The sequence below is a fragment of the Shewanella sp. SM73 genome (assembly GCF_025653795.1).
Classification (GTDB): Bacteria; Pseudomonadota; Gammaproteobacteria; order Enterobacterales; family Shewanellaceae; genus Shewanella; species Shewanella oncorhynchi.
In genome coordinates, this window is record NZ_JAKKRY010000013.1 from 113879 (window position 1) to 138955 (window position 25077).

Below are 25077 nucleotides of genomic sequence, written 5' to 3' on the forward strand. Positions count from 1 at the left end.
GTTTCGGGGTTATCCACTTTGTGGTGTGTTAACGTTTCCTTTGCTCAGCGCTGCTAAGCATAGGGCGCTTAAAGGCATGGCTTTGTCTAAAGGCCGCCAAGGGATTGTCGATGCCGCCGGCGAAACGCAGGTTTTTCTCCCTGTCGGCGAGGTCTATCATTTGCTGGTTATTATTCAATTGGATACGATTGAGGCACGTGCGTACAAAGCTGTCCTTAAACAGATCGTATTGGGCAAACTTGTCGGCCAAATGTGGATGCTGGGCTTGGTAATCACGTACATTGTCCGCCACTAACTCCCAGAATTGGCTTTCACTGACACTGGTTTGCTCATCGAGCAGCGGTGCTAAATAGCGGAAAATACAGTCAAAAATATCCAGTAAGATGTAGTTAAGTTTCATCTCTTCTTCAAGGCTCACCGCAAGGCGTTTTACATCATCAGGTAGCGGCTTCGCGCCATTGAGTACCGCGACTTCTTCGCCTATGTCTTTCATCAAAATCTTGACTGGCACATATTCATCGAGCACTAAGATCAGGTTTTCACCGTGCGGCATAAAGACCAGATCGTAGGCGAAAAAGGCATGTAACAGCGGCGATAAATACAGGTTTAAGTAGCGACTGACCCAATCCTTTGCTGGTAAGCCTGAGGCGGCTATCAAGGCTGCAATAAGGGCCTTGTCTTCATGATCCGTATGCAGTAGCGCAGCCATGGTCATCAGATTTTGCTTAGGTTCAATGTGTGGCAGTGGGCTTTCGCGCCACAGGGCAGAAAGCATTTTTTTGTAGGCGCTATCTTGGGTGAGAGCCTGCTCGTAATAATGGTGGTGGTAACCTATGGCGGCAATTTCCTTCAGGATCACAAAGCCTTGTTGGGCAAAGTAAGGATCGTTTTCAACCAAGTTTGCAACCCACGCATTGATCTGCGGTGTGCAGCTCATGTAAAGGGGCGATAGACCACGCATAAAGCCCATATTAAGGATAGAAAGCGCGGTTTTGACATAGCACTTTTGCGGTGATGCAAGATTGAAGAAAGTGCGTATCGATTGCTGCACTTGATATTGCTCATTGCCTTCGCCAAGATAAACCAGATCGCCACGGGCTATGTCGCCGGCAAAGACGCGGGCGATTTTTTCACGCCACTGCCAAGGGTGCACAGGCATAAAGTAGAAGTCCTGTGGATCATGCTGCTGGGTTTTAAGACGTTGTTGGAAGTCAGTGAACTGCTGGCCAAGCTCTTCCTTTAGTAACGCGTCGTGACTCAAGTTTTCGAGGGCGGCAAACGTGGTTTTGTTTTTGCGGACTCCAAGCCAGACTAACTGCATCGGCATCGCGCTTTCAGGGGCAAATTGACGGTAATCCTGCATATCAAAACCAATCCGGCCATTATTGGCAATAAACACCGGATGACCTTCTGTCATACCCGCTTCTATGCTTTGATAATCGGCTCGCGCTAGCGTGGCTGCGGGGATCGCCTGATGCGCTAACTTGTATGCCTTACTGTAAAGGGTGCTGGTGATTTCCTCTAAATACGTGGGCAGTAAGGTTTCACTGATCCCTAAGTCATTTTTAAGGGAAATGATCAGCGACATCGCATCGAGGATTTGCTCTTGTCCTGCAAGTGAAACGCGGATGGTATCGGCATCAATCGCGAGATGATCTAGCTGATAATGTCGTGCACTAAAATAATAAGTGCTGTCTTTGAGCCTGAGTTCATAGTGGTTGAGCCCCGTTTTTTGCCCGTATAGGGTCGGCGTAATGAGCTTCTCGTGGGTGAATTCGCAGAGGATTTTCTTCACTAAATGACGATTAGCCGCTTGCCAATAGACGGGAGTCAAATGCTCCGGCATAGAAGTTGATGTTGTCGATAGCGCCGGGCTTTGTTGAGCATGTACTGCTTGAACATGATGATCTTTCGTTGGCAATGGTTTCATTAATAAGGCTTTTGTGGGTACGTTCATCTAATTCACCTGAAGAGTCGATAATGTCATGGGAGAGATTGCAGATGCCGCGTGCGAGCTTGGCTTTGCTAGGGTTGGGCTTGCTAAGTATTGTTCTGCTAAGTATTGTTCTGCTAAGTATTGTTCTGCTAAGTTTGGCAGAGCAGGCGTTGACTGAGCTGAGCTTGGCAGGGCTAAGGTTGTTTGGGCTAGGCTCGTCAAAGAGGGCGTGCTCGATGGTTGAAGGCGCTGGACCGCAGTGCAAAATCCGAGGAAAGCAGCTTTAGTGTTTAACTGAATCGCTTTTTCATAGCGAATGCCTATCAGGCTATTTAAGCGATGAATTTTGCTATTGAGTTGATCGGGTTCAACCACGAGGCGATTAAAGGCTAGTTTTTCAAGCACGAGCTGCGCTATCGCATCCATCACTTTCAAGGATAAGCCGCTGACGGGTTTGCCATCTGGCGGCGCGATAATCAGATGCATACCACAATCACCCGGCGCAACACGATAGTGCTGACCAACCTCATCGTGGACGGGATCGTAGAGCTCCACCATAAATAGTGCTTTGGCCTGCCATTCACCTATCAAGGCAAACTTGTGTTCTGTTGTTGCTAACAGATTTTTTATGGCATCAAGGTTCAAGCCCTGCATACCCCAAAACTTGGCGTAATCTTGGTTAAACCAAGACTGTAGTGTTGGAATGTCTTGTGTAAGGTCTAACGCTCTGAACTGGAAACCATTAATGCTCGAAATAGCGGATAGTTGCGTTAAACAATGGTTGCTAAATTGGCTTGCCATTATTATGCCTCCTGGTTCGGCGCCATTAAGACCGGCATATTGGTTCCCGCGCCTGAACTTGCGCCAGAACTTGGAATCTTGGTTGGAGGGATAGTTTGTGGCGCATCAACTTGAGTTTTTCTGTGTGGCGCCTTAGGAAAATGTCTTGGATTAAGATCCAACGTGTTAATTGCATTGGCGCCGCAGGGCTGATGACTGGCAAGTTTGGCCGGATCGAAGGTTTGAAACGCGATATGTTCCTCAATGTGGTAGGGCGCATAACCGAGCACAGCTTTTAAGATGGTGCCGTTGCGATAACAGCCCATACCCAGATCTGGAGAGCTTATCCCATGGGTATGCAAACCGACATTCTGGACAAAAATATCCCCTCGAATATCTATGCTGTAATCACGCTGCACGCTAAGTTGTCCGGCGTCATCGAATTCGACTTGTTGCTTAATACCACTGATAAACTCGGGTAAACGATAGTGGTAACCTGTGCCTAAAATAACGGCGCCCGTTTCTTGCTCAAAGGTGTGATTTTTTTCATTGTGGTGGAAATGCAACTTGAGCATATTGGCTTGTGGCTCGATATGAGTCAGCGCCGCATTCGTCATCAGTCGGCATTGAAAATCGGCCAATAGGCGTTTTTGATATAACAAATCGTAAATGTCGTTTATCAGCTCAGAATTTATCCCTTTGTAGAGCTGTTTCTGGCTGGCGATCAGTGAGCATCTTTGATTAGGGGTCAACTCGTGGAAGTAATCGACATAATCTGGCGAGGTCATCTCTAAAGTAAGCTTGGTATATTCCAAGGGATAAAAACGCGCTGATCGTGTCATCCAATTGAGTTGATAACCATAGGTATCAATATCTTGCAGTAGATCGTAAAACACTTCCGCCGCACTCTGGCCACTACCAATTACTGTGATGGCACTCTGACTCTGCAGGTAGGTTTTTTGCTGCATATAACTGGCGGTATGCATGACCCGTGCATCTTGGATTGGGCAATCCTTTGGTAGATAAGGTTCAGTGCCAGTGCCTAGCACTAGCTTTCGGCATTGATAGGAATGGGTTTTACCACTGCGCCTATCAAAACCTGTAACTCGATAAATACTTTCACCTGCGTTGTAATCCACTTGAGTGACCTTAAAACCAAATTTAAGGTTGTTGAGTTGTTGGCTCACCCATTGGCAATACAAGTTGTATTCGTGGCGGGGTAAAAAGAAATTCTCACGAATATAAAAGGGATAAAGTCTGCCCGTTTGCTTGGCAAAATTAAGGTAGCTGTAGCGGCTGGTGGGATCGGCCATAGTCACCAGATCCGACATAAAGGGTGTTTGCAATCTTGAGGATTTGAGTAGCATGCCTGGATGCCAGTCAAAACTGGTTTTAGCATCTAAAAATAAGCAGTTAAAGCCGTCAATAGGTTCTGATAAGGCGGCGAGGCCAAGATTGAATGGGCCAATGCCTATGCCAAGTAGATCAAAGATTTCGCGATCCATTTCCCTTTGCTGTGTACTCACTTACGCCTCCTTGGCAACATGCTGCTGCGCGTTGCCGATCCAGTAATCAGTTACCTAAGGACGCAAACCAAAGTGAATGCGGTTATCAAAATAGACTGTTTGGCTATTTATCTTGCGTTGTTCAACTCGCTATTTTTAGCTCAGTCCTTAGGCCATTTCCTGCTGTCTCTGTCCCGACAACGGTAGGTAAATTAGCATGTGAAAATATTCAAATGCAAAACATTCTCATTTGGGTGGGGCTGTAGGTTAATACTTTTAACCGATAAATAAGGGGGGCGGATACGGTTAATAGTACAAATAAGTAAGTGATAAAGGGGTGATAATTAGGCAGCGTTTTGGGGATATATCATTTAGGATTTTACGATCTCTATTTTTATAAAAGATATAAATACAGTGGTTTACATTAATGCTTGAGTTGGTTCGAGAACAGAGAAAAATTGATTTAGGTGGGAGTCATGTCATCCTTATACAATAAACATAGGTGCCGCTAAACGGTCAGTGTAAATCCATTGTAAAGCGTGGACAGGAGGCTCAATGAGCGCTTTGATTTAATACGATTGGTATGGTGTAGGTCGTACTGTTTTAGTTTAAGTGAATATGGGCAGGGTAACAGATCGAGCAATTATCGATGTAATTTTTAGTCGCTGTACGCATAAGAGAAGGAGTTCAAGATAAAGCCGTCCTAAAACGGCTTTGAAATAAAATAGTTAAATCGGAAGATTAAGTCGTAAAACTAGCGTAAATCGACAAAATGAGCTGTGATTTTACGCACCAAAGGCAACACCATCAGCAGTGTAGGAAAGGCGACAACCCATGAGATCAGCCAAGCGCCGAGCCAGAGTTCGAGAAATTGCGGTGAAGCGCCAACGCCATTGAAAGTGCTGATCCCAGAAACGATACAACTCATGAGAATAGAGAGAAAAAATGGCATCACCACAGTGGCATACTTTGCCGGTAATTTGGGTGTCCCCAAAAAAGTACGAGGTTTGTCATCGGGTAAAGATTTAGAAATGGTCATCGGATCCTCTAATGGATATGTATCAGGCGAATGATTTGTTACAGGCTAGCACTATACCTTTTTTTATCGACTCAATTCATCCAATTTGTTACCCAAAGCTCGCCTGTTACATTGACCCAATGGCCTAGCGAGATAGGGGATTTCCCAAGTTCATTATCAAAGGGGAGCGGTAGGTTTGATTGCAACAGGTAAATTGTATCTTCGGGTGTTTGGCTGATGTCGATGATTTGTCCTGAAGCTTCAAAGTGACAGTTATGCAGCGGAAACTTCAGATGCTGGTGTGGCGTTTGTTTAATCATATCAGCTTGAAGACTTGCACTTGCTAATCGGCCAAGCAATTCAACTGTGACCCATTGGTTAACCGGAAAGCGAATTTCGGCCTGCTGATCGCTACCTTGGTAGTAAAACCAAATTGGCGCACCATTATCGCATTTACCTGCAACTTCACCTTCAAAACCACAGCCCCAAGGCGTTAATTCGAGAATATAGATCCGATACTGCATAAAAAGTCCGTTTTTCTTCGATAGGGCATTCTATCGAGGAACTGTGACTAAATAAATACGCTGTCAGTGTAGTACTGCGTGAGTGTCAGTATTGCCTTGATAGATAGTGTTTGAGGGAGATAAAGGCTGAGTAAACATAGAGCTTGGTAAATATAAACAAAATAAGCGAGGCGACGAGTCTACCTCACTTATTTTATTTGTAATTGAATTCTTGATTTATATTGGATTATTTAAATCAAGACTCGCTTAGGTTGCAGCCTTCATGGCGCGAGTAAATTCCCCAAGCGTTGCAAGTAGCTTAACTTCATCGTGCTGGTGGGTTTCGATGATTTTTACTACGGCAGAGCCAGAAATCGCCCCCGCAGCGCCCGCTTTGATGGCGGCGCTTACCTGTGAAGGCTCGGCAATACCAAAACCGAGGAGCGGTGGCGGGGCGTTAAAGGCTTTTAATTTAGATAAAATTTCCTCTACCGGCACGCCAGCTTTCGTGTCTGTGCCTGTGACTCCCGCGCGGGATAAGAGATAGGTGTAACCTTCACCACTTTTACTCACTTGCTCCAGGGTTTCACTGTCAGCATTGGGCGGCGCGATAAAAATCGGCGCAATACCATGTGCTTTAGCGGCTTCGCTAAAGGGCGCTGATTCTTCCACTGGCACATCGGCGATAAGTACTGAATCCACACCCGCTTGCTGCGCTTTGGCGTAAAACGCATCTATGCCGTTAGCAAACACCAAGTTCGCATACAGCAGCAAACCGATTGGAAGTTCAGGATATTTAGCACGCACTTGCGCCAGTAATTCAAAACACGCCGTTGGAGTCGTGCCAGCGGCTAAAGAACGCAGGTTAGCCCCTTGGATCACAGGGCCATCGGCCAAGGGATCGGAAAACGGAAAGCCCAGTTCTAAGGCATCGGCGCCGTTTTGCACTAAGGTATCGATAATTTTTAGCGATAACTCAGGGCTAGGATCACCAAGGGTGACGAAGGGGACAAAAGCGCCACGGCCTTCGGCGTTGAGTCTGGCAAAGGTGGCTTGGTAACGGCCAGTGTTGGTAGACGTGTCACTCATGTTTATTATTCCTCTTTACCATTCAAAATGTCAGAAACGGTGAAAATATCTTTGTCGCCACGACCGGAAAGATTGACCACTAAAATGGTTTCTTTGGTGCACTCGCGCGCCATTTTGACGGCATAGGCGATAGCATGCGCCGATTCCAATGCGGGAATAATACCTTCACAGCGCGCCAGTTGTTGGAAGGCTTCTAAGGCTTCATCGTCGGTAGCCGATTCATAACGGGCGCGGCCTGTGGCATTAAGATGCGCGTGCTGCGGGCCAACGGAGGGGAAGTCCAATCCGGCTGAAATCGAGTAAGATTCTTCGATTTGCCCTTCGCAGTCTTGCATCAAAGGCGCTTTCATGCCGAAGAAAATACCAGTCTTACCGTGTTTAAGCGGCGCGCCGTGCATTGGCGTGTCTATGCCTTTACCCGCAGGTTCGACGCCAATCAATTCGACACTTGGTTCGTCGATAAAGTCAGCAAACATGCCGATAGCGTTGGAACCGCCGCCAACACAAGCGATAACGGCATCGGGCAGGCGACCTTCACGTTCCAGCATTTGCTTCTTGGTTTCTTCGCCAATAATACGTTGGAATTCACGCACTATGGTTGGGAACGGATGTGGCCCCGCAGCGGTGCCCAGAAGATAGTGGGCTTTTTCGTAGCTGCCAGACCAGTCGCGCATCGCCTCGTTACAGGCATCTTTTAGGGTGGCAGAACCTGAGGTGACAGGGATCACTTCCGCGCCCATCAAACGCATTCTAAATACGTTAGGTGATTGGCGCGCAACGTCTTTGGCACCCATATAGACTTTACATTTTAAGCCTAACAGCGCGCAGGCAAGGGCGGTGGCAACGCCGTGTTGTCCTGCGCCGGTTTCAGCAATAATTTCTTTTTTCCCCATGCGTTTAGCAAGCAGGGCTTGGCCTAACACTTGGTTGGTTTTATGGGCGCCGCCGTGGAGTAAATCTTCCCGTTTAAGGTAGATTTTCACCATAGGATTTGGGCTTAAATTGCGGGTTAAGGTGAGTGCTGTTGGGCGACCCGCGTAGTTTTTCAGTAAATCGGTAAATTCGGCTTTAAAGTCGTCATCTTCCTGCGCTTCCACAAAGGCAGTTTCTAATTGCTTAAGGGCTGGCACTAAAATCTGTGGCACATACATGCCGCCGTATTCGCCGAAATAAGGGTTAAGCTTTAACTTTGACATACCTTTTTCCTTATCTTATCAATCAGTTTGTCAGTGGCTTGATGGTGCTAATAGCGTCTTGGGGTTAACCGCATAATAGTGTTAACTGAGTTGTTATCTATTTGGCCACTGGCATTAATAGGTTCATATTGTTTGTTGAGCATCACGCTTGTCCTGCACCAACAGCATCTAGGGCTTCTTGCTTAGCGCGATAGGCTAGAGACGTAAATGGGCAAAAGCCGTTTGGATCAGTTGCGCCGATTTAATTCCTGCGGCGGTTTCTAGGCCAGAATTAAAATCTAAACCGTAAAATCCTTGGGCATTGGCACTGGCCGCATTCTCGGCGTTGAGTCCACCCGCCAACATGGCATGGGCCTTTTGCTGGCCTAAGGACTTCACATCAATATTTTGCCAATTAAAGGCTTGGCCCGAGCCGCCAAATTGGTTTGCCGTTTTACTATCAAACAGATATCGCGATGCTCCCTGAGGTAAGTTACCAAGCTCACCCGTTTGCGCATCGACGCTGACGGCTTTCCAAATTTGAGTGGTGAGTCCCGCTTGCTCAAGTCGCTTAGTGAGCTCTGCGATTTCAAGTTCAGTTTCCGTGCCATGCAGCTGCACGGCAGATAACTGCAAACTGGCTGCGGTATCCGTAATGGTGCTTGGCGCTGCGTTAACAAACACACCGACGAATTCAATGGCGGGAGCCGCGGATGCGCGATATTCCCTGAGCAATTGTTCAGCGGCGTTAAGGGTTAACGCGCGCGGGGATTTTTCAGCAAAAATCAGCCCGGCATAGACGGCGCCTGACGTTGCCGCGGCGCGAATATCTTCCATGCGGGTGAGGCCGCAGACTTTATTGTGACCGAAGATCAATTTACGGCAGGCTAAGTCGATATCAGCCTCGGCCATTATCGAACTACCGACGAGGAAACCATCGACCAGTGGACTCAGGCGGCGTACTTGCTCATTGTTGTAGATGCCAGATTCGCTGACAACCACGCGGTCGCTGCTAATGTGTGGCGCTAAGGCTTCTGTGGTGGCGAGATCGGTACTCAAATCCCTTAAGTTACGGTTATTAATGCCAATGATCGGCGCATCTAATGCGATGGCGCGTTTAAGCTCTTCTTCGTTACTGACTTCGGTCAGCACATCGAGTTGATACTGAGCGGCTTCTTTCGCTAGGCGGTGATATTGCGCATCATCGAGTACGGATAGCATCAACAGAATGGCATCGGCGCCTTGGTGGGCGGCGAGTTTAATTTGGTATTCATCGACAAAAAAATCTTTGCACAGAATAGGTTGGTTCACCCGAGCGCGTACCTTAGGGATATAGTCCATATCCCCTTGGAAAAACTGCTCGTCGGTTAATACCGAAATGCCCGCCGCATATTTTCCGTAAATATCGGCAATGGCTTCTACATCAAACACATCGCGGATAAGCCCTTTGGACGGGCTGGCTTTTTTACATTCTAAAATGTAACCTGCTTTGGGCGCCTTGAGTGCGGCAAATAAACTGCGGTCAGAGATTTTTGGCGACAAGCTTGCCTCGGGGAAACGCAGCTTCAGGGCGGCAATATGGGCCGCTTTGGTATCGACTATACGGGTTAACACATTACTTTTTGGCATAGGGTTTGTTTCTGCCTGTGGCTGAGTTCTCATATCTTGGCTATTTGTTATCAGTTCTTGAGTCATTGCCACTTATTCCTTTGTTTCACTGCTGACTTTAGCTAATTGGCTTAACAATTCAAAGGCTTTACCGCTTTGTATGGTACTGAGCGCAAGTAAGGTTCCCGTTTTCACTGAATCAGCAATTCCACACACATATAAAGCACAACCGGCATTGATGGCGACCGCATTGGCATGCGCATCTGTGCCGTAACCTTTTAAAATTGCCTCGGTGATCAAGGCATTCTGCGCGGGTTCGCCGCCTTCTAAGTCACTGATTTGTGCTAAAGGCACACCTAAATCGGCGGGCGTGAGTTGATACTCTATGATGTCGCCGTCTTTTAATTCGGCCACTTGGGTGTTGCCGTGCAGCGCGACTTCATCTAAACCACTGCCGTGCACTACCATAGCGCGTTTTGTGCCAAGCGCCTTTAATACTTTCGCTATCGGTAAGACTAACTCAGGGCTATACACGCCAAGTAACATAAATTCGGGGCGGGCAGGATTGATAAGTGGCCCTAACACATTGAATAAAGTGCGCGTTTTCAGTGCTTGCCTGACCGGCCCCGCATGCTTTACTCCGCCGTGGTAGTGGGGCGCAAATAAAAAGCACAGGTTCAATGCGTCGAGGCAACGACTGGCGGTGTCTGGTGACATCGTTAAGTCGATACCAAACTGCGCCAAAAGATCCGATGAACCCGATTTACTCGACACGCTACGATTGCCGTGTTTGGCGACCTTGGCGCCCGCCGCCGCGGCAACAAAGGCCGCAGTGGTGGAAATATTAATGGTATTAAAGCCATCGCCACCGGTGCCAACTATGTCAACGATGCCATTGCTAAGGTTATCGCCATTCGAGTAGGGAAACGTCTTGGCGGCGGCGCGCATCGCATCGGCGGCGCCGCTGATTTCATCAATGGTTTCGCCGCGCATCTTGAGCGCGACTAACATGCCTGCCATAGTGGCTTCACTCATTTCACCGCGAATTAACGCGCTAAAAATCTCAAAGGTTTGCTCGCGACTTAAACTCTTACCTTGGTATAAAACGTCGAGTAAAAGCTGAATATTTTTTGTACTCATGCATTTACTCCTGCTGTCATGTCTTGGGTCAGAAATGCCAAGGTTTGAATGAGCAGTGTGCTGCCCAACGTCGTCAGAATCGATTCTGGGTGGAACTGAAACCCAACGGCTCTATGCTGCGGGTGCAAAATTGCCATCGGCATAGCGTCTGTGGTTGCAATCACTTGCAAGCAATCCGGTACTTGAGTGGCAACGAGACTGTGATAGCGGGCAACGGGCAGGGGAGAGGGCAAACCGGCAAATACGCCAGTACCGTCATGGAAAGTGGGGCTTGCCTTGCCGTGTACCACAAAAGGCGCGCGCGCCACTGTGCCGCCGTAATATTCCACCATGGCTTGATGCCCAAGGCAGATCCCCAGCATTGGCACCTTACCCGCAACTTTGGCGATAAGTGCCATCATAGAACCTGCCTCATGGGGGGCACCAGGACCAGGTGATAACACGAGGGCTGCAGGCTCTTGTTCGTTAAGCAGTTTTTCAGCGATATAATCGGCGGTAACATCGTTGCGGTAAATCACCACTTCACAGCCAAGGCTGCGAAATTGATCCACTAGGTTATAGGTAAAGGAGTCAAAATTATCGAGTAGATAGAGTTTCATGTTTGGCTCCTATTTATATTGCACTGAAGAGAATTGTGCTGAAGTGGATTGAGTTGACGATTCATTCACTGGTGATTCAGTTACTAGCAGTCCAGCGCCCATTTTGATGGCCGAAATCACGGCTTGGGCTTTTTGACGGGTTTCATCTGCCTCGCTTTGTGGATCAGAATCAAATACCACGCCAGCGCCCGCTTGAATAAAGGCGGTACCATTTTTAACAAAGGCGGAGCGGATCACGATGCAAGTGTCCATGTCTCCAAGGGCATTGAGGTAACCCACAGCGCCGCCATAGCTGCCGCGACGGGCTTTTTCTGCTTGGCGTACCAGTTGTGATGCACGTACTTTTGGTGCGCCCACTAATGTGCCCATATTCATACAGGCCTGATAAGCATGCAGTGCATCTAAATCTTGGCGCAGTTGACCCGTTACGCGGCTGACGAGGTGCATCACGTGGGAATAACGGTCAACTTTTAATAATTCGGCGACTTTGCGGCTGCCGCTTTGGCTGATGCGTGCGATATCGTTGCGCGCTAAATCGACCAGCATTAAGTGTTCCGACAGTTCTTTTTTATCTAAGCGCAGTTCAAGTTCAATACGGCTGTCTAAGTCAAAATCAATCTCGCCCGTGGCGGTTTTACCGCGTTTGCGGGTGCCTGCAATCGGGTAGACTTCCACCTGATTACTGCTGGCATCAAATTTGAGCGCACTTTCTGGTGAGGCACCAAAAAGCGTGAAATCTTGGCTTCTGAAATAAAACATGTAAGGGCTTGGGTTAGTCAGACGCAGGGCACGATAAGCCCCTAAAGTATTCGGGCAAGGCAAACTAAAGCTACGGGATGGCACCACTTGGAAAATATCGCCCGCAATAATGTGTTCTTTCAAATCGATAATGGTTTGTTTAAACACCTCATCGGAAATATTGACTTGCTCAGTTGCGTCGATGGCGACCAGTGTCGGTATATCGGCAGGTGAATTACCCAGAGTTTTACATTGTGTGCTTAACTGCTGAACTCGCTCGCTTAGCGCTGCGGTAATGGCGGCATACTGGTCGGAATCGCCACTAAAATTATGGGTAATGATGTCAGCTTGTTTCAGTTTATGGTCAATAAGGATTAAGGTTTCAGCGAGGTAAAATAAGTAATCAGGGCAATCGTTATCGCGGTTCGGTACGGCTGGCAGCGGTTCGACGGTATCAATCAAGTCGTATGCCAGCACGCCACCTAAAAACAGATCCTCAAAGGCGGGTTTAGTCTGGCTGTCAGTATGGGCGCCACAATCAATCTGCTGGATAAACATCCGCAGACCATCGAGTGGCGAGGTCGATTTTAAGCGCGCATCTTCATCCTGCAGCTGAGTGTCTTTTTGCAGCGTCACCACTAAGGTCAAGTTATCTCCGGCCACATTGACAGCAGTACTGAAAAAGAGCGCGATGGGAGCAAGTAAGCTCGCGCCATTGTCGGTCAGTGCGGTGAAGGTCAGCTGATAACCGTCACAGCGGATCATCATGGCGGCATGGGTCATTACCATGCTTTTTAAGTGATCTTTACTGTCGATTTCGGCCGATTCGAGCAACATAGTATGGGGCGCATCTTGGGTGATGTGCTGATATAAGCGTAGTGGATCGCTGTGGTAGGTTAATGCCGCCTTGAGTGTGCTTGAGCGTGCGAATGTCTGTTTGGGCATGTTCATATTCCAGCTACCTTATAAAATGTCTTTAACATCATGAGTTATCTCGCTTTCTTAATTTTTTTACCCGAGTCTGCCGACATTTTTCGCACCTAACAAAAAAGCCCGCATTTCTGCGGGCTTCTTGTTGATTCTGGTCACTTTCAAATGAGCACAGAGCTTCACACCACCCGCTACGTTGGGAAGTGCCACCACCAAATGATGTTTAATGAAGCGTTAATGTGTGTCATTCAAAAGGGTCTCGCTAATTCAGTAATTGGTGTATAGAAAACCTTAGCTGGAGCTGAATGTCAATTGAATATTTTTCACTTCCTGCGATTTATTCGCTGCAATGATGCATAAAATTGATGTTACTCAGCCACAAAATACGAGATAGCAGCGCATTTGTTAACAAGTTCGCGTACAATAGCGCCATGAATACTCAAAGCATATTGGCTGATCTACATAGCCACACGACCGCGTCCGATGGTCAGTTAACGCCGTCTGAATTGGTGGCAAGAGCCCTTGAAAAGGGGGTGCAGTTATTTGCCATTACCGATCACGACACAGTGGCTGGTTTACCTGAAGCCCGTGCCTTTAATCAGGCACAAGCTACTCCATTGAAATTGATTTCTGGCGTGGAAATCTCTACTCGCTGGAACAGTTACGATATCCACATAGTGGCGCTTAACTTCGATGCTGATAATCCAGCGTTATTAGCATTTTTAGAAAACCAGCGTGAATTACGTGAATTACGTGCTCAAGAAATTGGTCATAGATTAGCTAAAGCTGGCATTGAAGGTGCCTACGAAGGTGCTAAGGCGTTGGCGGGTGATGCGGCATTGAGCCGTGGACATTACGCTCGCTGGATGGCTGAAAATGGTCATGCTGTGGATATGCCCAGCGTCTTTAAACGCTACCTTGCCCGCGGTAAAACCGGTTATGTGCCTAATAATTGGGGTGATATGGCCAGTGCCATTGATATCATCCATAACGCAGGTGGATTAGCCGTGTTGGCGCATCCCAGTGGTTATAAGTTATCGGCTAAGTGGCTTAAGCGCTTAGTGCGTGAATTTAAAGAAGCGGGTGGAGATGCCATGGAAGTGGTGCTTGGCCAGCAAACATTAGACGACAGGGCCAATCTTGTGGCGCTGAGTGTCCAAAACCAGTTGCTTGCATCGATAGGGAGTGATTTTCACTTTCCGAGCAATTGGATAGAATTAGGTAAAAATCTGTATCAGCCCCAAGGTATTGATTGGGTCTGGCAATCGGAATCTTGGATGGAACGACCATGAGTCAGTTTTTTTATGTACATGAAGTAAATCCGCAAACGCGGCTTATAAGTCAGGCGGTTGCCGTATTGAAAAGCGGCGGTGTAATTGTTTATCCCACCGATTCGGGCTATGCCTTAGGCTGCCTGATTGGTGAGAAAGACGCGATGACGCGGATGGCGAGAATTCGTCAAATTGAGAACGATCATAACTTTTCCTTGATGTGCCGTGATTTATCCGAGCTTGCGACCTACGCTAAAGTGGATAATCAGGCGTATCGCATCCTAAAAAGCTGCACGCCTGGGCCTTATACGTTCATTTTCAAAGCGACTAAAGAAGTACCGCGTCGCTTACAAAATGACAAGAAAAAGACCATAGGTATTCGTGTGCCCGACAATGTGATCGCACTGGCGTTACTTGAAGCCTTAGATGCGCCGCTGATGTCGACCAGTTTAGTGATGCCGAATGCAGAATTTGCCGAGTCTGATCCTGAACAAATTCGTGATTTGCTCGAGCATCAAGTGGATGTGATTATCCACGGTGGTTATTTAGGCGAAAAGCCAACGACTGTGATTGATATGTCTGAAGATGGCGCCGAGATTTTACGTGAAGGCGCGGGTGATATCACGCCGTTCCTCTAAATTTGCCGCATTAGATTTATCGCTAATGGATGCGGGTAAGTGATTCGGATAGTGGTAGTCAACATTTGGCAGTTTTATCGCCGTAGATTTACAGGTATAATCGCGCGTTTGGCGTTAGCCTAGGTTGGATAGCGCAGTGTTAACGGAGCAAGATAGCGGATGCAGGGCACGCAACAAAGTTTACCCTTAGCCGTTATTCGTGGTCAGGCAATGACCGAAATGCCGCTGGATTTGTTTATTCCGCCTGAGGCATTGGAAGTGTTCCTCGAGTCCTTTGAAGGGCCATTGGATTTACTTTTATATTTGATCCGTAAGCAAAAATTAGACGTTGTCGATTTACCCATTCAGCAAATCACCGCGCAGTATTTAGAATATATTACGTTGCTGACTCAGGCTCGAATCGAACTTGCCGCTGATTATTTAGTGATGGCGGCAACGCTTGCCGAGATTAAATCCCGTTTGCTGCTGCCGCGTATGGTGGCCGAAGATGAGGTTGAGGAAGATCCACGGGCACAGCTTATTCGGCAGCTTAAAGCCTATGAAGTGATTAAAGAAGCGTCGCAAAAACTCGATGATTTACCGCGGCTCGAGCGGGATGTATTTCAAGCCAAAGCAGTGGCAGCACCCGACATTAAGCCGTTAATGATCCCGCCAGAAGTTTCGTTGTTTGAAATTGCCCGCGCCTTTGGTGATGTACTCAAACGTATCGATGCCTATGAAGATCATCACGTTAAGCGTGAACAGTTATCGACCCGTGAGCGCATGAGCCAGATTTTAGCCATGCTGAACTCGGAAGATTTTACGGCATTTGAACGTTTATTTACCCTAGAAGAAGGCCGTGCCGGCGTGGTAGTCACCTTCTTAGCTTTGATGGAATTAGTCAAAGAATTATTGGTCGAATTGTACCAAACAGAGCCGTTTTCAACTATTTACGTTAAGGCCTATTAATTGATGCAGATAAATCCGACTCAATTAAAACAGCTTATTGAAGCGAGTTTGTTTGTATTGGGGAAACCCTTGTCGGCGAAAATGTTGAAAGACACTGTATTGGTGGATTTCACGGTTTCTAGAGACAAAATAAAAGCTGCATTGGATGAGCTGCAGCAGGATTATCAAGACAGAGGTGTGCAACTTGTGAAAGTCGCTGGAGGTTATCGCTTCCAGACCTTAGAAGTCTTGAGTCCTTTTTTGCAGCCTCTGTGGCAAGAAAAGGCGCCTAAATATTCGCGTGCGACATTAGAAACCTTGGCGGTGATTGCTTATCGTCAACCTGTGACTCGCGGCGATATTGAGCAGGTGCGCGGTGTGGCCATTAGTAGTCACATCATAAAAAGTTTGTCAGATAGACATTGGATTAAAGTAGTTGGCCATAAAGAAGTACCGGGGCGACCCGCGTTATATGCCACTACCTTAGAATTTTTAGCATATTTTGGCTTAGATACCTTAGCGGATTTACCGCCGTTGTCGGATACTGAGTCATTGCAGGCGGTTTTTTCAGGTTTGAAATCAACGCCAGAACAGTCAGAAGAGCAAAATACTAAATGAGTGAAAAATTGCAGAAAGTCTTGGCCCGTGCAGGCCATGGCTCCCGTCGTGAGATGGAGGCATGGATTGCTGCAGGCCGAGTTAGTATTGATGGTGAAATTGCTAGCCTTGGGGATCGTATTGAAGCTGATGCTAAAGTGCGTATCGATGGCAGAGCCATTTCGTTAAAGTCTGCCGAAGATGTGATTTGCCGTGTGCTGGCATATCATAAACCTGAAGGCGAAATTTGTAGTCGTAAAGATCCTGAAGGCCGTCCAACGGTATTCGATCGCTTACCTAAAGTGCGTGATTCACGCTGGGTAGCGGTTGGTCGTTTAGACATTAACACCTCAGGCTTATTGTTGTTTACGTCAGATGGTGAGTTGGCGAACCGTTTAATGCATCCATCGAACGAAGTCGACCGCGAATACGCAGTGCGTACCTTTGGTGAAATCCCTGAGGCGACAGTGCAACGTTTACGTACTGGCGTCATGTTAGAAGACGGCCCTGCGCAGTTTGATAGCATCAAACCAGCGGGCGGCGAAGGCATGAACCAGTGGTGGCATGTGTGTTTACGCGAAGGTCGCAACCGTGAAGTGCGCCGTTTGTGGGAATCCCAAGAAGTGCAAGTGAGCCGTTTGATCCGTATTCGTTATGGTATGGTCGAACTGCCAAAATCACTGCCTCGTGGTGGCTGGGTTGAATTGCCCGTAGAGCAAGTTAACTACTTGCGTAAGCTGGCAGGTCTTGAGCCCGAAACTCGTACTATGCTCGCCGCTGATAAACACAGCGTAGCCCGTGCTCAGGTGAAGAGTGCTAAAATTCGCCGCGCCGTACGTAAGCATAAAGTAACCGGATCGGGAAAACCTAAGCCATCGCGTCAGCGCAGCTAAGTTGTTTTATCCCAATGAAAAAGGCCGCTAAGCGGCCTTTTTGCTTTCTGTTATTTGCAGCTATGTTATAACAAGTCTCAGTTGGATTGAGGAGTGAATGGATGAAGCTAATTTCAGTGAAACGGATTTGGGAACACGCTGCCCATAATGCGTTTACCGATTTAATCACGTTTCAGGGGGCACTGTTTTGCGTTTTCCGTGAAGGGACTGCCCATGTGTCACCCGATGGTGCGCTACGAATTCTACGCTCAGCGGATTTAGGCGACACTTGGCAGAGCGTGGCGCTGATCCGTTCGGATGAGGCGGATTTACGCGATGGCAAACTGATTGAGTATCAAGGGGAATTACTCTTACTCGGCGGCGGGACTTTACACGATAAGTCCGGCTTACAATCACATCTTTGGCGCTCAGCCAATGGGCTAGCGTGGTCGGATGCGTTAAAAGTCGCTGATAAAGGCTATTGGTTATGGCGCTTAACCGAGCATCAAAATGCACTCTATGGCGTGGGTTATCGCGCTGGGCCCGATGGCGATACTCGCTTGTATAAAAGTGATGATGGGGTGCAGTTTGAGACTTGGTTAAAGGTGTTTAATAATCAAGGTTATGTCAACGAAACTGCCATTGTTTTTCATCAAGAAAACGGCTTTTGTCTATTGAGGCGCGATCCCGTATGGGGCCCAGAATTTGTCGGTTTACTCGGCCGCAGTCAAATGCCATTCACTGATTGGCAATGGCAAGAACTCGATAAGCGCATTGGTGGGCCAGTGATGTTAATGTATCAATCCCGTTTGTTGGCTGTAGTGCGTTTATACGATGAGCAAGTTCGCACGGCTTTAGTTGAAATTCATCCAGATACTGGCGTGGTTCAAGAACTACTGACACTGCCATCGAAGGGCGATACTAGTTATGCGGGCGTTGTTATTGATGGAAATGAGTTGTGGGTAAGTTATTACTCCAGCCATGAGTTAGCTGACTCACAGCTGGATACGCAAAATTCGCTTGATGAATCAAACAGAGTCGCCAAAGCTAAAACGATGATTTATTTTGCAAAAATTCAGTTAAGCTAAGATTGGCGGTGCGCTATCTTTGTCGTACTTAATGTCATCGACAAAGTTCTGGGTTTCATTTTGAGAATATCTAAAATAATAAAGAGCCATAAATAGGCCCTTTAATATTGCCGAATCATACCGACAGAAACTCAATAAGCGATTCGATTACTGTGCGTTAAACTGCTGTCCGTTGACGGCACTAGAATCTTGACCCATCAAATATAGATAGGTCGGCATGATCTCTTCAGCGGTTTTGAGATCCAGTGGATTCTCTGCAGGGTAGGCTTTAGCGCGCATCTCAGTGCGGGTAGCTCCTGGATTGATGCTGTTAACTCGAACTGAGGTGCCATCGCATTCATGGGCGAGAACTTGCATCATGCCTTCGGTGGCAAACTTAGAGAAAGCATAAGGTCCCCAATAGGCTCGGCCTTGACGACCCACACTGCTCGACGTAAAGATAATCGATGCACTGGGTGCTTGGCGCATCACAGGTAGTAATGCTTTAGTTAGCATGACTTGGGCCGTGACGTTCACTTTGAGCACGTCTTCGAGTGATGGAATATCTATGTGTTCAAACGGACCTAAGGCACCGAGTAAGCTAGCGTTATGTAATAAGCCGTCTAAATGATCGAATTGCTCGGCTATGGTATCGGCCATATCGCGATAATTTTGTTCCGTTGCGCCCTTAAGATCCAATGGCACTATGGCAGGTTTGGGATAACCGGCTTGTTCTATTACGTCGTAAACTGCTTCCAATTTTTTCACTGTTTTACCAAGTAAAATCACAGTGGCGCCGTGTTTTGCAAACTCAATGGCGGCGGTACGGCCTATGCCAGCACCAGCGCCTGTGACTAAAATCGTCTTGCCCTTGAGTAAATCTTTTGCTGCTTGATATTCCAACATGAGTCTCTTTTTCCTCTTGGCGAGAATGCCCGCCACTTCTAGAGTCGCCGAAGTGATAAACGCATGTTTCAAACAAATGAATGAAACTTTGTTATCAATAGCTAAAATCTTTGTGACAAACTTGTGGCTAACTCAATATTTTTACGTTAACTTGAAATGAGTTAGGGGCTAACATAAGCCCTATTGGTCACAGATCTAAAAGCTATTGTGACTAATTTCTTGGGGAAAACAAAACTATTACAACAAGATTTGGGGAAAAAAGATGAAAAGACTCATTTTGGGTGTTGCGATTGCATCTGCACTGGGCCTCACAGGATGTGGTGAGGACAGTTTTAATGAACTCAAGGATAAGACAGAAGTGCTCATCCCTGAATCGCACATGGTGTTCGACCCTGCTAATTCAAAAGTTCCATTACCGAATGATTTGCTGTTCAGTGGCACCAAAGATGGCACATTATCAATTCCGGGTGAAAGTTCGGGCAATTATGTTGATCCACAAATAGCGCTTGGGGCGTTAGATGGGTGGTCGACGACATCACCGATTTCTATTGATATCGATTTGGCGAAAAAACATGACGGTACACCGCTGACCTTAATGGCGGCATCGGTTGCACAACCGGGTGCTGTCAGAATGTTTGAAGCTACAGTAGGCGGCGCATTATCGTCTGATCCCGAATGTAAGGCTAAACCGTCAGTTTCAGCCTGTAAAGTGGGCGCTGAGTTGCAGTTTGGCGTTGACTTTATATCAACCGCTTCGGGCAAAAAAGTGGTAATAATTCCGCTTAAGCCACTCAAAGCTGGGCAATCTTATATTTATGCGACAACGAATCTTATTCAAGATTCTGAAGGTCGTAGTATCGCTCCTTCAACGACCTATGGTTTGTTGAAGCTGGATATCAATACGTTACCTTTAGAAACGCCAGACCAATTGATGCTGCAAACCTTAGTGAACAGTTATGAGAAAGGGATTGCTGCGGCCCATAAGGTCGATCCTTTAACCATCAGTTACTCTGGCTTATTTACAACTCAGTCTGTTGCTAACGTCTATGAAACCACCAAATTGCTGATGGCGAAGGGAGTTCCCTATGCACCAAGCTTTGCCCAGATGCCAACACCGACTGGATTGACTGTGGCTCAAGTGGCGGGCTTAACACCAGCTGCTGGAGCTGCCTATGTTGCCGCAAACTTGGCTGATGTGTATACGGCAAAAATTAAACTGCCTATTTACGGTGATTGTTCTTCAGTTGGTTGTTTATCCGCTGAAGGTAAACCATTAATTAATGGTCATTGGAAAGCACAAGGTGATAGCCCTGTATCTGTGCTACTAGCACTGCAAGCGGGCACACTCAGCCAGAATAATTTTGGTATGCAAGCGGTGGCTAATGGTATTGCTAACCCTGCTGATGCTTTAGCCAATCCCTCGTTAATGGCGGGTAAAACATGGGTTTTAGACGATGGTACGGCAGTTGATAAAACCAAACATCTGACTAAATTCAATCCTATTCCAGCAATCAAAGGTTATGAAACAGTATCTGTACTGATTTCTATGCCCAATGCAACGAAATTGGCCGCTTTTTATCAACAGCAAGGTCGTGAGTTTATTCCTCCTACATCTGGTTGGCCAACAACAATTGCCCTTCACGGTTTAGGTGGCGGTAAAGAAATGTCATTGGCCTATGCCGGCACGTATGCGGCAATGGGGGTTGCAACTGTTGCTATTGATATGCCACTTCACGGTGCGCGTTCATTCGATGCTAACGGTGATGGGATTTATGAAGTCTCTGCGACAGATCCTGCCTTCGGTGCAGTTGTCGGTAAACCGGATGCCTTTAAAAATGGTAACCCGTTGGTGTTTGTGAATATTTCTAGCACTTTGTCGGTGCGAGATAACTTCCGTCAAGCGACGATGGACCATTTAGGGGTGCGTCTTGCTCTTACGGGCTTAGCACAGGGCTTAGCACAAGCAGGTCAGCCGCAAGTATTTGATGTGACTAAAATCAGTGCTCAAGGTCTGAGTTTAGGCGCCATTGTGGGCACTGATTTTGCGACCTATGCCAGCACAGGTATGAAGAATCCAGCAACCGGCGATGCCTTGCCAAATGCTTATGCTATCAATGCTGTATCCTTAGTTGCGCCAGCAGGTGGATTAGCAGGATCATTCGCAGGTTCTGCAACCTTTGGCCCAGTGCTGTTTAGTAATATTACGGCATCTGCAACTTTCCAAGCACAGGTCGATGCGGCTAATACAGCAGGTTATGAGCCTGGTAGCCCTGAATATGCGGCACTGGTGCAGGGGGTGTATGCCCAATTTATTCCGACGTTTGCCTTTGCGGTTCAAACAGCGGTAGATTCTGCAGATCCTGTTAACCATGCTGCTATGTTAAAAGCGACTGGCTTACCTGTGCACTTAATTGAAGTGGCGGGTGATGGTAACGGTAACTTAGCAGACCAAGTGCTGCCTAATCGCGTCGATAACTTCCCATTATCGGGCACTGAGCCGCTGATCGCTGCCATCGGGCTACCTTGTGCCGATAGCACGAGCAAAGGTCATGGCGTTGTACGCTTCGCTAAAGGTCACCACAGTTCGATTGTTGATCCTAAAGAAAAGGAATCAACGGATGGTATGGCCGCGGCTGCCACGGTTGAAATGCAGACTCAAGTGGCAACCTATGCAGCTACTGCAGGTAAGGGCGATGCGACGATTTTAGTGACAAACAGTGAGGTCATTGCGACTTGTCCTAACTAATCTTGCCTTAATCGGAAAAACCCAGCCTTTGCTGGGTTTTTTTATGGGCCTTTAGGCTGTTAGAATAGCGCGCAATTGACTGAATGATGTAACGCCCTAACGGAGAACACTTTGGAATTTTTATACGAGTATGGAATGTTTTTGGCGAAAGCCGTCACAATAGTGGTCGCAATCGTTGCCGTTATTATTGTGGTGTTGGCTTCCACTGTAAAACACAAGTCAGATAAGGGCGAGCTGAGGATCACTAACTTGTCTGAAGAGTTAGAAGAACTTAAGCATGGCTTAAAAGAAGAACTTCTGTCAAAGAAACAATTCAAAGCCTATGAAAAGCAATTAAAAGCTGACGAAAAGGCAAAAGACAAGGCCGCAGATGAAGCCTGCACGGGCAAAGTGTTCGTGATTGATTTTAAGGGCAGTATCGATGCCGCTGAGGTCGCATCACTGCGTGAAGAAATCAGTGCAATTATCGCTATCGCAGAAAAAGGCGATGAAGTGGTTGTCAATGTAGAGAGTGGCGGTGGTATGGTGCATGGTTATGGTTTAGCCTCCAGCCAGTTAGATCGCTTACGCCAAGCTGATATTCCATTGACTGTCTGTGTTGATAAAGTCGCCGCCAGTGGTGGCTATATGATGGCCTGTGTAGCGAATAAAATTTATGCTGCACCTTTTGCCATTGTCGGTTCTATTGGTGTTGTTGCTCAACTGCCTAACTTTAATCGCCTGCTGAAAAAGCATGAAATTGATTATGAGCAACACACGGCCGGTAATTTTAAGCGCACCTTGACAGTATTTGGTGAAAACTCCGATGAGGGAAGACAGAAGTTTCAAGAAGAACTCGAAGAAACCCACGTCTTATTTAAAGCGTTTGTTGGTAAGTATCGCCCTGAGTTGGATTTAGTGAAAGTCGCTACTGGCGAGCATTGGTACGGTCAGCAAGCTATTGAATTAGGTTTAGTTGATGCGATTTCGACCAGCGATGATGTGATAATGTCACTCGCCACAGAGCGTACTGTGTACAAGATACGTTATCAGGTGAGAAAGAAACTTGCCGATAAAATTGCCCACGGTGCCTCTTTGTCTGTGAACGCTATTTTTAATCGCCTCATAGAAAAAAATCGTCCTATGTAATTCTGTTTATTGGTGAATAAAAGTAAAAACGCCTGCATTTGCAGGCGTTTTTTATTTGCTGAGTTTTCGCGGCTAATACCGAAGTGGGTTAGATTTGATAGCTGATATGTTGATGGAAACGTACGATGAGATCTTCACGCTCCGGATCGACACCTATGTCGGCTGCGAAGGCCTTCAGAGCCGTTTCAACATTGTTCATAAAGCGACCGAAACCCGAATCGTCACAGTCCTTAGTACCTGCCACTATGGTAAAGTGCGCGGCTTCGACTAAGTTATCGGCATCCCAACGACGGATAACTTGTTGTTCAGTCGCATTAGGATCGAACCCTATCATTTGTACTTCGGCTTTGCTGTCAAGCTTTTCAAACTTACTGTTACGCACAAGTGGTGTTAAGCCGTTCGCTATCATAGCAAGGCGTGTCAGTTGTCTATTAGCTGCCGCTTTGAGGAAGCAGTCTTCAAGATGCTGATATAAAGGCGTAAAGTCAGTGGCTGAGTCAGGTAATAAACCCTGTTTGAGTTTGCGACTCAGCGGCAAGCTCACCGTCACATAGGTAAGAGAGCTAACGTTTTCTGGTAACTCACATTTTCTGGCTTTATATCTTGGGCCGATGGCGCGCAGTTTATAACCATAGGTTTCTTTATAGCCCTTAGCTTTTGCGAACAGATCATAGGATAAATGCTGATGGTCGCGGACCTTAACCTTAAGATCGCTTATTGGCATTAAGGGCATTAATTCAGTGAGTAACTCACGCACCTTGATATGGAAACTGGCGGAATTACTGCGAATATCGTCACCTGTGGCGAGAAACACAATGCGCAGTTTACGGGCGCGATAGTTTTCTTGCGAGAATAAGTTTTGGGCTTCGTGGTAGGCTGGGTTATAAAAAAATAGAATTTGTTCAGTGGTTTGGAAGCAATATGCTTCGGTATGGTAACGCACTACTGGCAGTTTATCGTTAGTGATCACGTGAACATTACGGAGATCGTGTTGTTCTGCCAAATTAAATATCAAACGGCTTAACGTTTGATAACAGCTTTGATAATCGGGATATTGATTGAGTAGTTCATCCGTCACCTTGATTTCGGCTGTGATGTATTGATTTGTACGGGCTTCCTTGGGTATGTACACTTTTTGCTGATGGCTAAGGGACATATTGACTCCTTGTTTGAGTTAACCATTTGCTAACACGAATTTTACTGTTTATCTATAGGGTGAATCTTGCGTTAGAACACGTTTTTATCCGTTGAACATGAGTTTAGCTAAGTAAGCGGTTCGTTAGCTTAAAATAGCAGCTATTTTATTGGGTTAACGCATTTTCTATCCATGGTTGCATCCAAGCCGCAATCTGAGCTTGCGCCTTTTCGTTGGGATGAATGCCATCCCTTTGCATTAATTCTGGATGGGGCGCGATATCCTGCATAAAGAAGGGGATCAACACTATATCTTGGGTTTTAGATATGTCTTGATACACTTGGGTGAACTTTTGGGTATAGCGAGGGCCATAGTTAGGCGGTACCATGATCTCGGTCAGCAGCACTTTTGCGCCGCTATCTTTGGCTAGGGTAATGATTTGGATTAGATTATTTTCGAGTTGCGTTGGGGGGAATCCACGTAAACCATCATTACCTCCCAGTTCAACGACCACAAGGTCGGGAGCAACAGAATCGAGCAAGGCGGGTAATCGGCGTAGGCCGCCCGCTGTGGTTTCGCCGCTCATTGAGCCATTGGTAAACTGATGTTCGGGCAGATTTTTTTGCAGTAGTGCTACCCAGCCTGACTGTTCTGCCATGCCGTAGCTAGCGCCTAAGCTATCGCCGAGGATCAATATCTTTGCCGCGTGAGCGGGCGTGACCATGAGTACACTCAGTAGGATGAATGCCCCTAGGGTCTTCGCCATTGA

The 25077-nt window shown here is 47.0% G+C and carries 22 protein-coding genes and 1 other annotated feature; of the genes, 8 read left to right on the plus strand and 14 right to left on the minus strand.

Annotated elements, in window-relative coordinates:
• Nucleotides 1-28: 28 nt before the first annotated feature.
• From L5M51_RS16960 to L5M51_RS17010, 11 genes are all read right to left on the minus strand, one after another.
• Entirely contained in the window at nt 29-1957 is a 1929-nt protein-coding gene (locus L5M51_RS16960) for an IucA/IucC family protein (RefSeq protein WP_263173840.1), read from the minus strand.
• Nucleotides 1958-2737 (minus strand): GNAT family N-acetyltransferase, encoded by a 780-nt coding sequence (locus tag L5M51_RS16965; RefSeq protein WP_263173841.1) that lies wholly within the window; start codon nt 2735-2737, stop codon nt 1958-1960. It abuts the gene before it with no gap.
• A gap of 2 nt (nt 2738-2739) precedes the next feature.
• Entirely contained in the window at nt 2740-4242 is a 1503-nt protein-coding gene (locus tag L5M51_RS16970; protein WP_263173843.1) for a lysine N(6)-hydroxylase/L-ornithine N(5)-oxygenase family protein, read from the minus strand.
• A 733-nt stretch (nt 4243-4975) separates the two neighbouring features.
• Nucleotides 4976-5260, minus strand: a complete 285-nt coding sequence (locus L5M51_RS16975) for a DUF2798 domain-containing protein (protein ID WP_212600684.1) — start codon at nt 5258-5260, stop codon at nt 4976-4978.
• Between the two features lie 71 nt (nt 5261-5331).
• Nucleotides 5332-5763, minus strand: coding sequence for a glycerate kinase (locus tag L5M51_RS16980; RefSeq protein ID WP_105252115.1), 432 nt, complete (start codon nt 5761-5763; stop codon nt 5332-5334).
• A 246-nt stretch (nt 5764-6009) separates the two neighbouring features.
• Nucleotides 6010-6831 carry a tryptophan synthase subunit alpha gene (gene trpA / locus L5M51_RS16985; RefSeq protein ID WP_198780366.1) on the minus strand — a complete coding sequence of 274 codons (822 nt, stop codon included), beginning with the start codon at nt 6829-6831 and terminating at the stop codon, nt 6010-6012.
• A gap of 5 nt (nt 6832-6836) precedes the next feature.
• A complete protein-coding gene (gene trpB / locus L5M51_RS16990; protein ID WP_263173846.1) occupies nt 6837-8027 on the minus strand; it encodes a tryptophan synthase subunit beta in 1191 nt (396 codons plus the stop codon).
• A 195-nt stretch (nt 8028-8222) separates the two neighbouring features.
• On the minus strand, nt 8223-9701 hold the full coding sequence (gene trpCF, locus L5M51_RS16995; RefSeq protein WP_263173848.1) for a bifunctional indole-3-glycerol-phosphate synthase TrpC/phosphoribosylanthranilate isomerase TrpF: 1479 nt from the start codon (nt 9699-9701) through the stop codon (nt 8223-8225).
• Between the two features lie 6 nt (nt 9702-9707).
• Entirely contained in the window at nt 9708-10754 is a 1047-nt protein-coding gene (trpD, locus tag L5M51_RS17000; protein WP_263146317.1) for an anthranilate phosphoribosyltransferase, read from the minus strand.
• Nucleotides 10751-11353 carry an aminodeoxychorismate/anthranilate synthase component II gene (locus L5M51_RS17005; RefSeq protein WP_263146320.1) on the minus strand — a complete coding sequence of 201 codons (603 nt, stop codon included), beginning with the start codon at nt 11351-11353 and terminating at the stop codon, nt 10751-10753. Before L5M51_RS17005 ends, trpD begins: the two co-directional genes overlap by 4 nt.
• 9 nt (nt 11354-11362) lie before the next feature.
• Nucleotides 11363-13036 (minus strand): anthranilate synthase component 1, encoded by a 1674-nt coding sequence (locus L5M51_RS17010; RefSeq protein ID WP_263146323.1) that lies wholly within the window; start codon nt 13034-13036, stop codon nt 11363-11365.
• 98 nt (nt 13037-13134) lie between these two features.
• Nucleotides 13135-13242 (minus strand) — a sequence feature (Trp leader region).
• A gap of 210 nt (nt 13243-13452) precedes the next feature.
• On the opposite strand from L5M51_RS17010, the gene rnm reads away from it, so the two are divergent.
• The 6 genes from rnm (at nt 13453) to L5M51_RS17040 (ending at nt 18414) form a co-directional block, all read left to right on the plus strand.
• Nucleotides 13453-14313 carry an RNase RNM gene (rnm, locus tag L5M51_RS17015; RefSeq protein WP_105253095.1) on the plus strand — a complete coding sequence of 287 codons (861 nt, stop codon included), beginning with the start codon at nt 13453-13455 and terminating at the stop codon, nt 14311-14313.
• Complete coding sequence (locus tag L5M51_RS17020) at nt 14310-14930, plus strand: L-threonylcarbamoyladenylate synthase (protein WP_028760994.1); 621 nt, start codon at nt 14310-14312, stop codon at nt 14928-14930. Before rnm ends, L5M51_RS17020 begins: the two co-directional genes overlap by 4 nt.
• Before the next feature lie 159 nt (nt 14931-15089).
• Nucleotides 15090-15878: a segregation and condensation protein A gene (locus L5M51_RS17025; RefSeq protein ID WP_105252121.1), complete on the plus strand. Its 789-nt coding sequence runs from the start codon at nt 15090-15092 to the stop codon at nt 15876-15878.
• 3 nt (nt 15879-15881) lie between these two features.
• Nucleotides 15882-16475 (plus strand): SMC-Scp complex subunit ScpB, encoded by a 594-nt coding sequence (gene scpB, locus L5M51_RS17030; protein WP_263139034.1) that lies wholly within the window; start codon nt 15882-15884, stop codon nt 16473-16475.
• Nucleotides 16472-17347, plus strand: a complete 876-nt coding sequence (rluB, locus tag L5M51_RS17035) for a 23S rRNA pseudouridine(2605) synthase RluB (protein ID WP_028760991.1) — start codon at nt 16472-16474, stop codon at nt 17345-17347. The genes scpB and rluB overlap by 4 nt, the downstream gene beginning before the upstream one ends.
• A gap of 101 nt (nt 17348-17448) precedes the next feature.
• Nucleotides 17449-18414, plus strand: coding sequence for a hypothetical protein (locus L5M51_RS17040; protein WP_028760990.1), 966 nt, complete (start codon nt 17449-17451; stop codon nt 18412-18414).
• Nucleotides 18415-18561: 147 nt separating this feature from the next.
• Here L5M51_RS17040 and L5M51_RS17045 read toward each other — a convergent pair whose 3' ends face one another.
• A complete protein-coding gene (locus L5M51_RS17045) occupies nt 18562-19299 on the minus strand; it encodes a YciK family oxidoreductase (RefSeq protein WP_105252124.1) in 738 nt (245 codons plus the stop codon).
• Between the two features lie 262 nt (nt 19300-19561).
• On the opposite strand from L5M51_RS17045, the gene L5M51_RS17050 reads away from it, so the two are divergent.
• Both L5M51_RS17050 and sohB read left to right on the plus strand, forming a co-directional pair.
• Nucleotides 19562-22045, plus strand: a complete 2484-nt coding sequence (locus L5M51_RS17050; protein WP_263173849.1) for a VolA/Pla-1 family phospholipase — start codon at nt 19562-19564, stop codon at nt 22043-22045.
• Nucleotides 22046-22156: 111 nt separating this feature from the next.
• Nucleotides 22157-23173 (plus strand): protease SohB, encoded by a 1017-nt coding sequence (gene sohB / locus L5M51_RS17055; protein ID WP_105252126.1) that lies wholly within the window; start codon nt 22157-22159, stop codon nt 23171-23173.
• 88 nt (nt 23174-23261) lie between these two features.
• Here the strand turns inward: sohB and L5M51_RS17060 are convergent, their stop codons facing one another.
• Both L5M51_RS17060 and L5M51_RS17065 read right to left on the minus strand, forming a co-directional pair.
• Nucleotides 23262-24329, minus strand: a complete 1068-nt coding sequence (locus tag L5M51_RS17060; RefSeq protein ID WP_028760986.1) for a DUF3083 family protein — start codon at nt 24327-24329, stop codon at nt 23262-23264.
• 145 nt (nt 24330-24474) lie between these two features.
• A complete protein-coding gene (locus L5M51_RS17065; RefSeq protein ID WP_168824178.1) occupies nt 24475-25074 on the minus strand; it encodes an arylesterase in 600 nt (199 codons plus the stop codon).
• Nucleotides 25075-25077 lie beyond the last annotated feature (3 nt).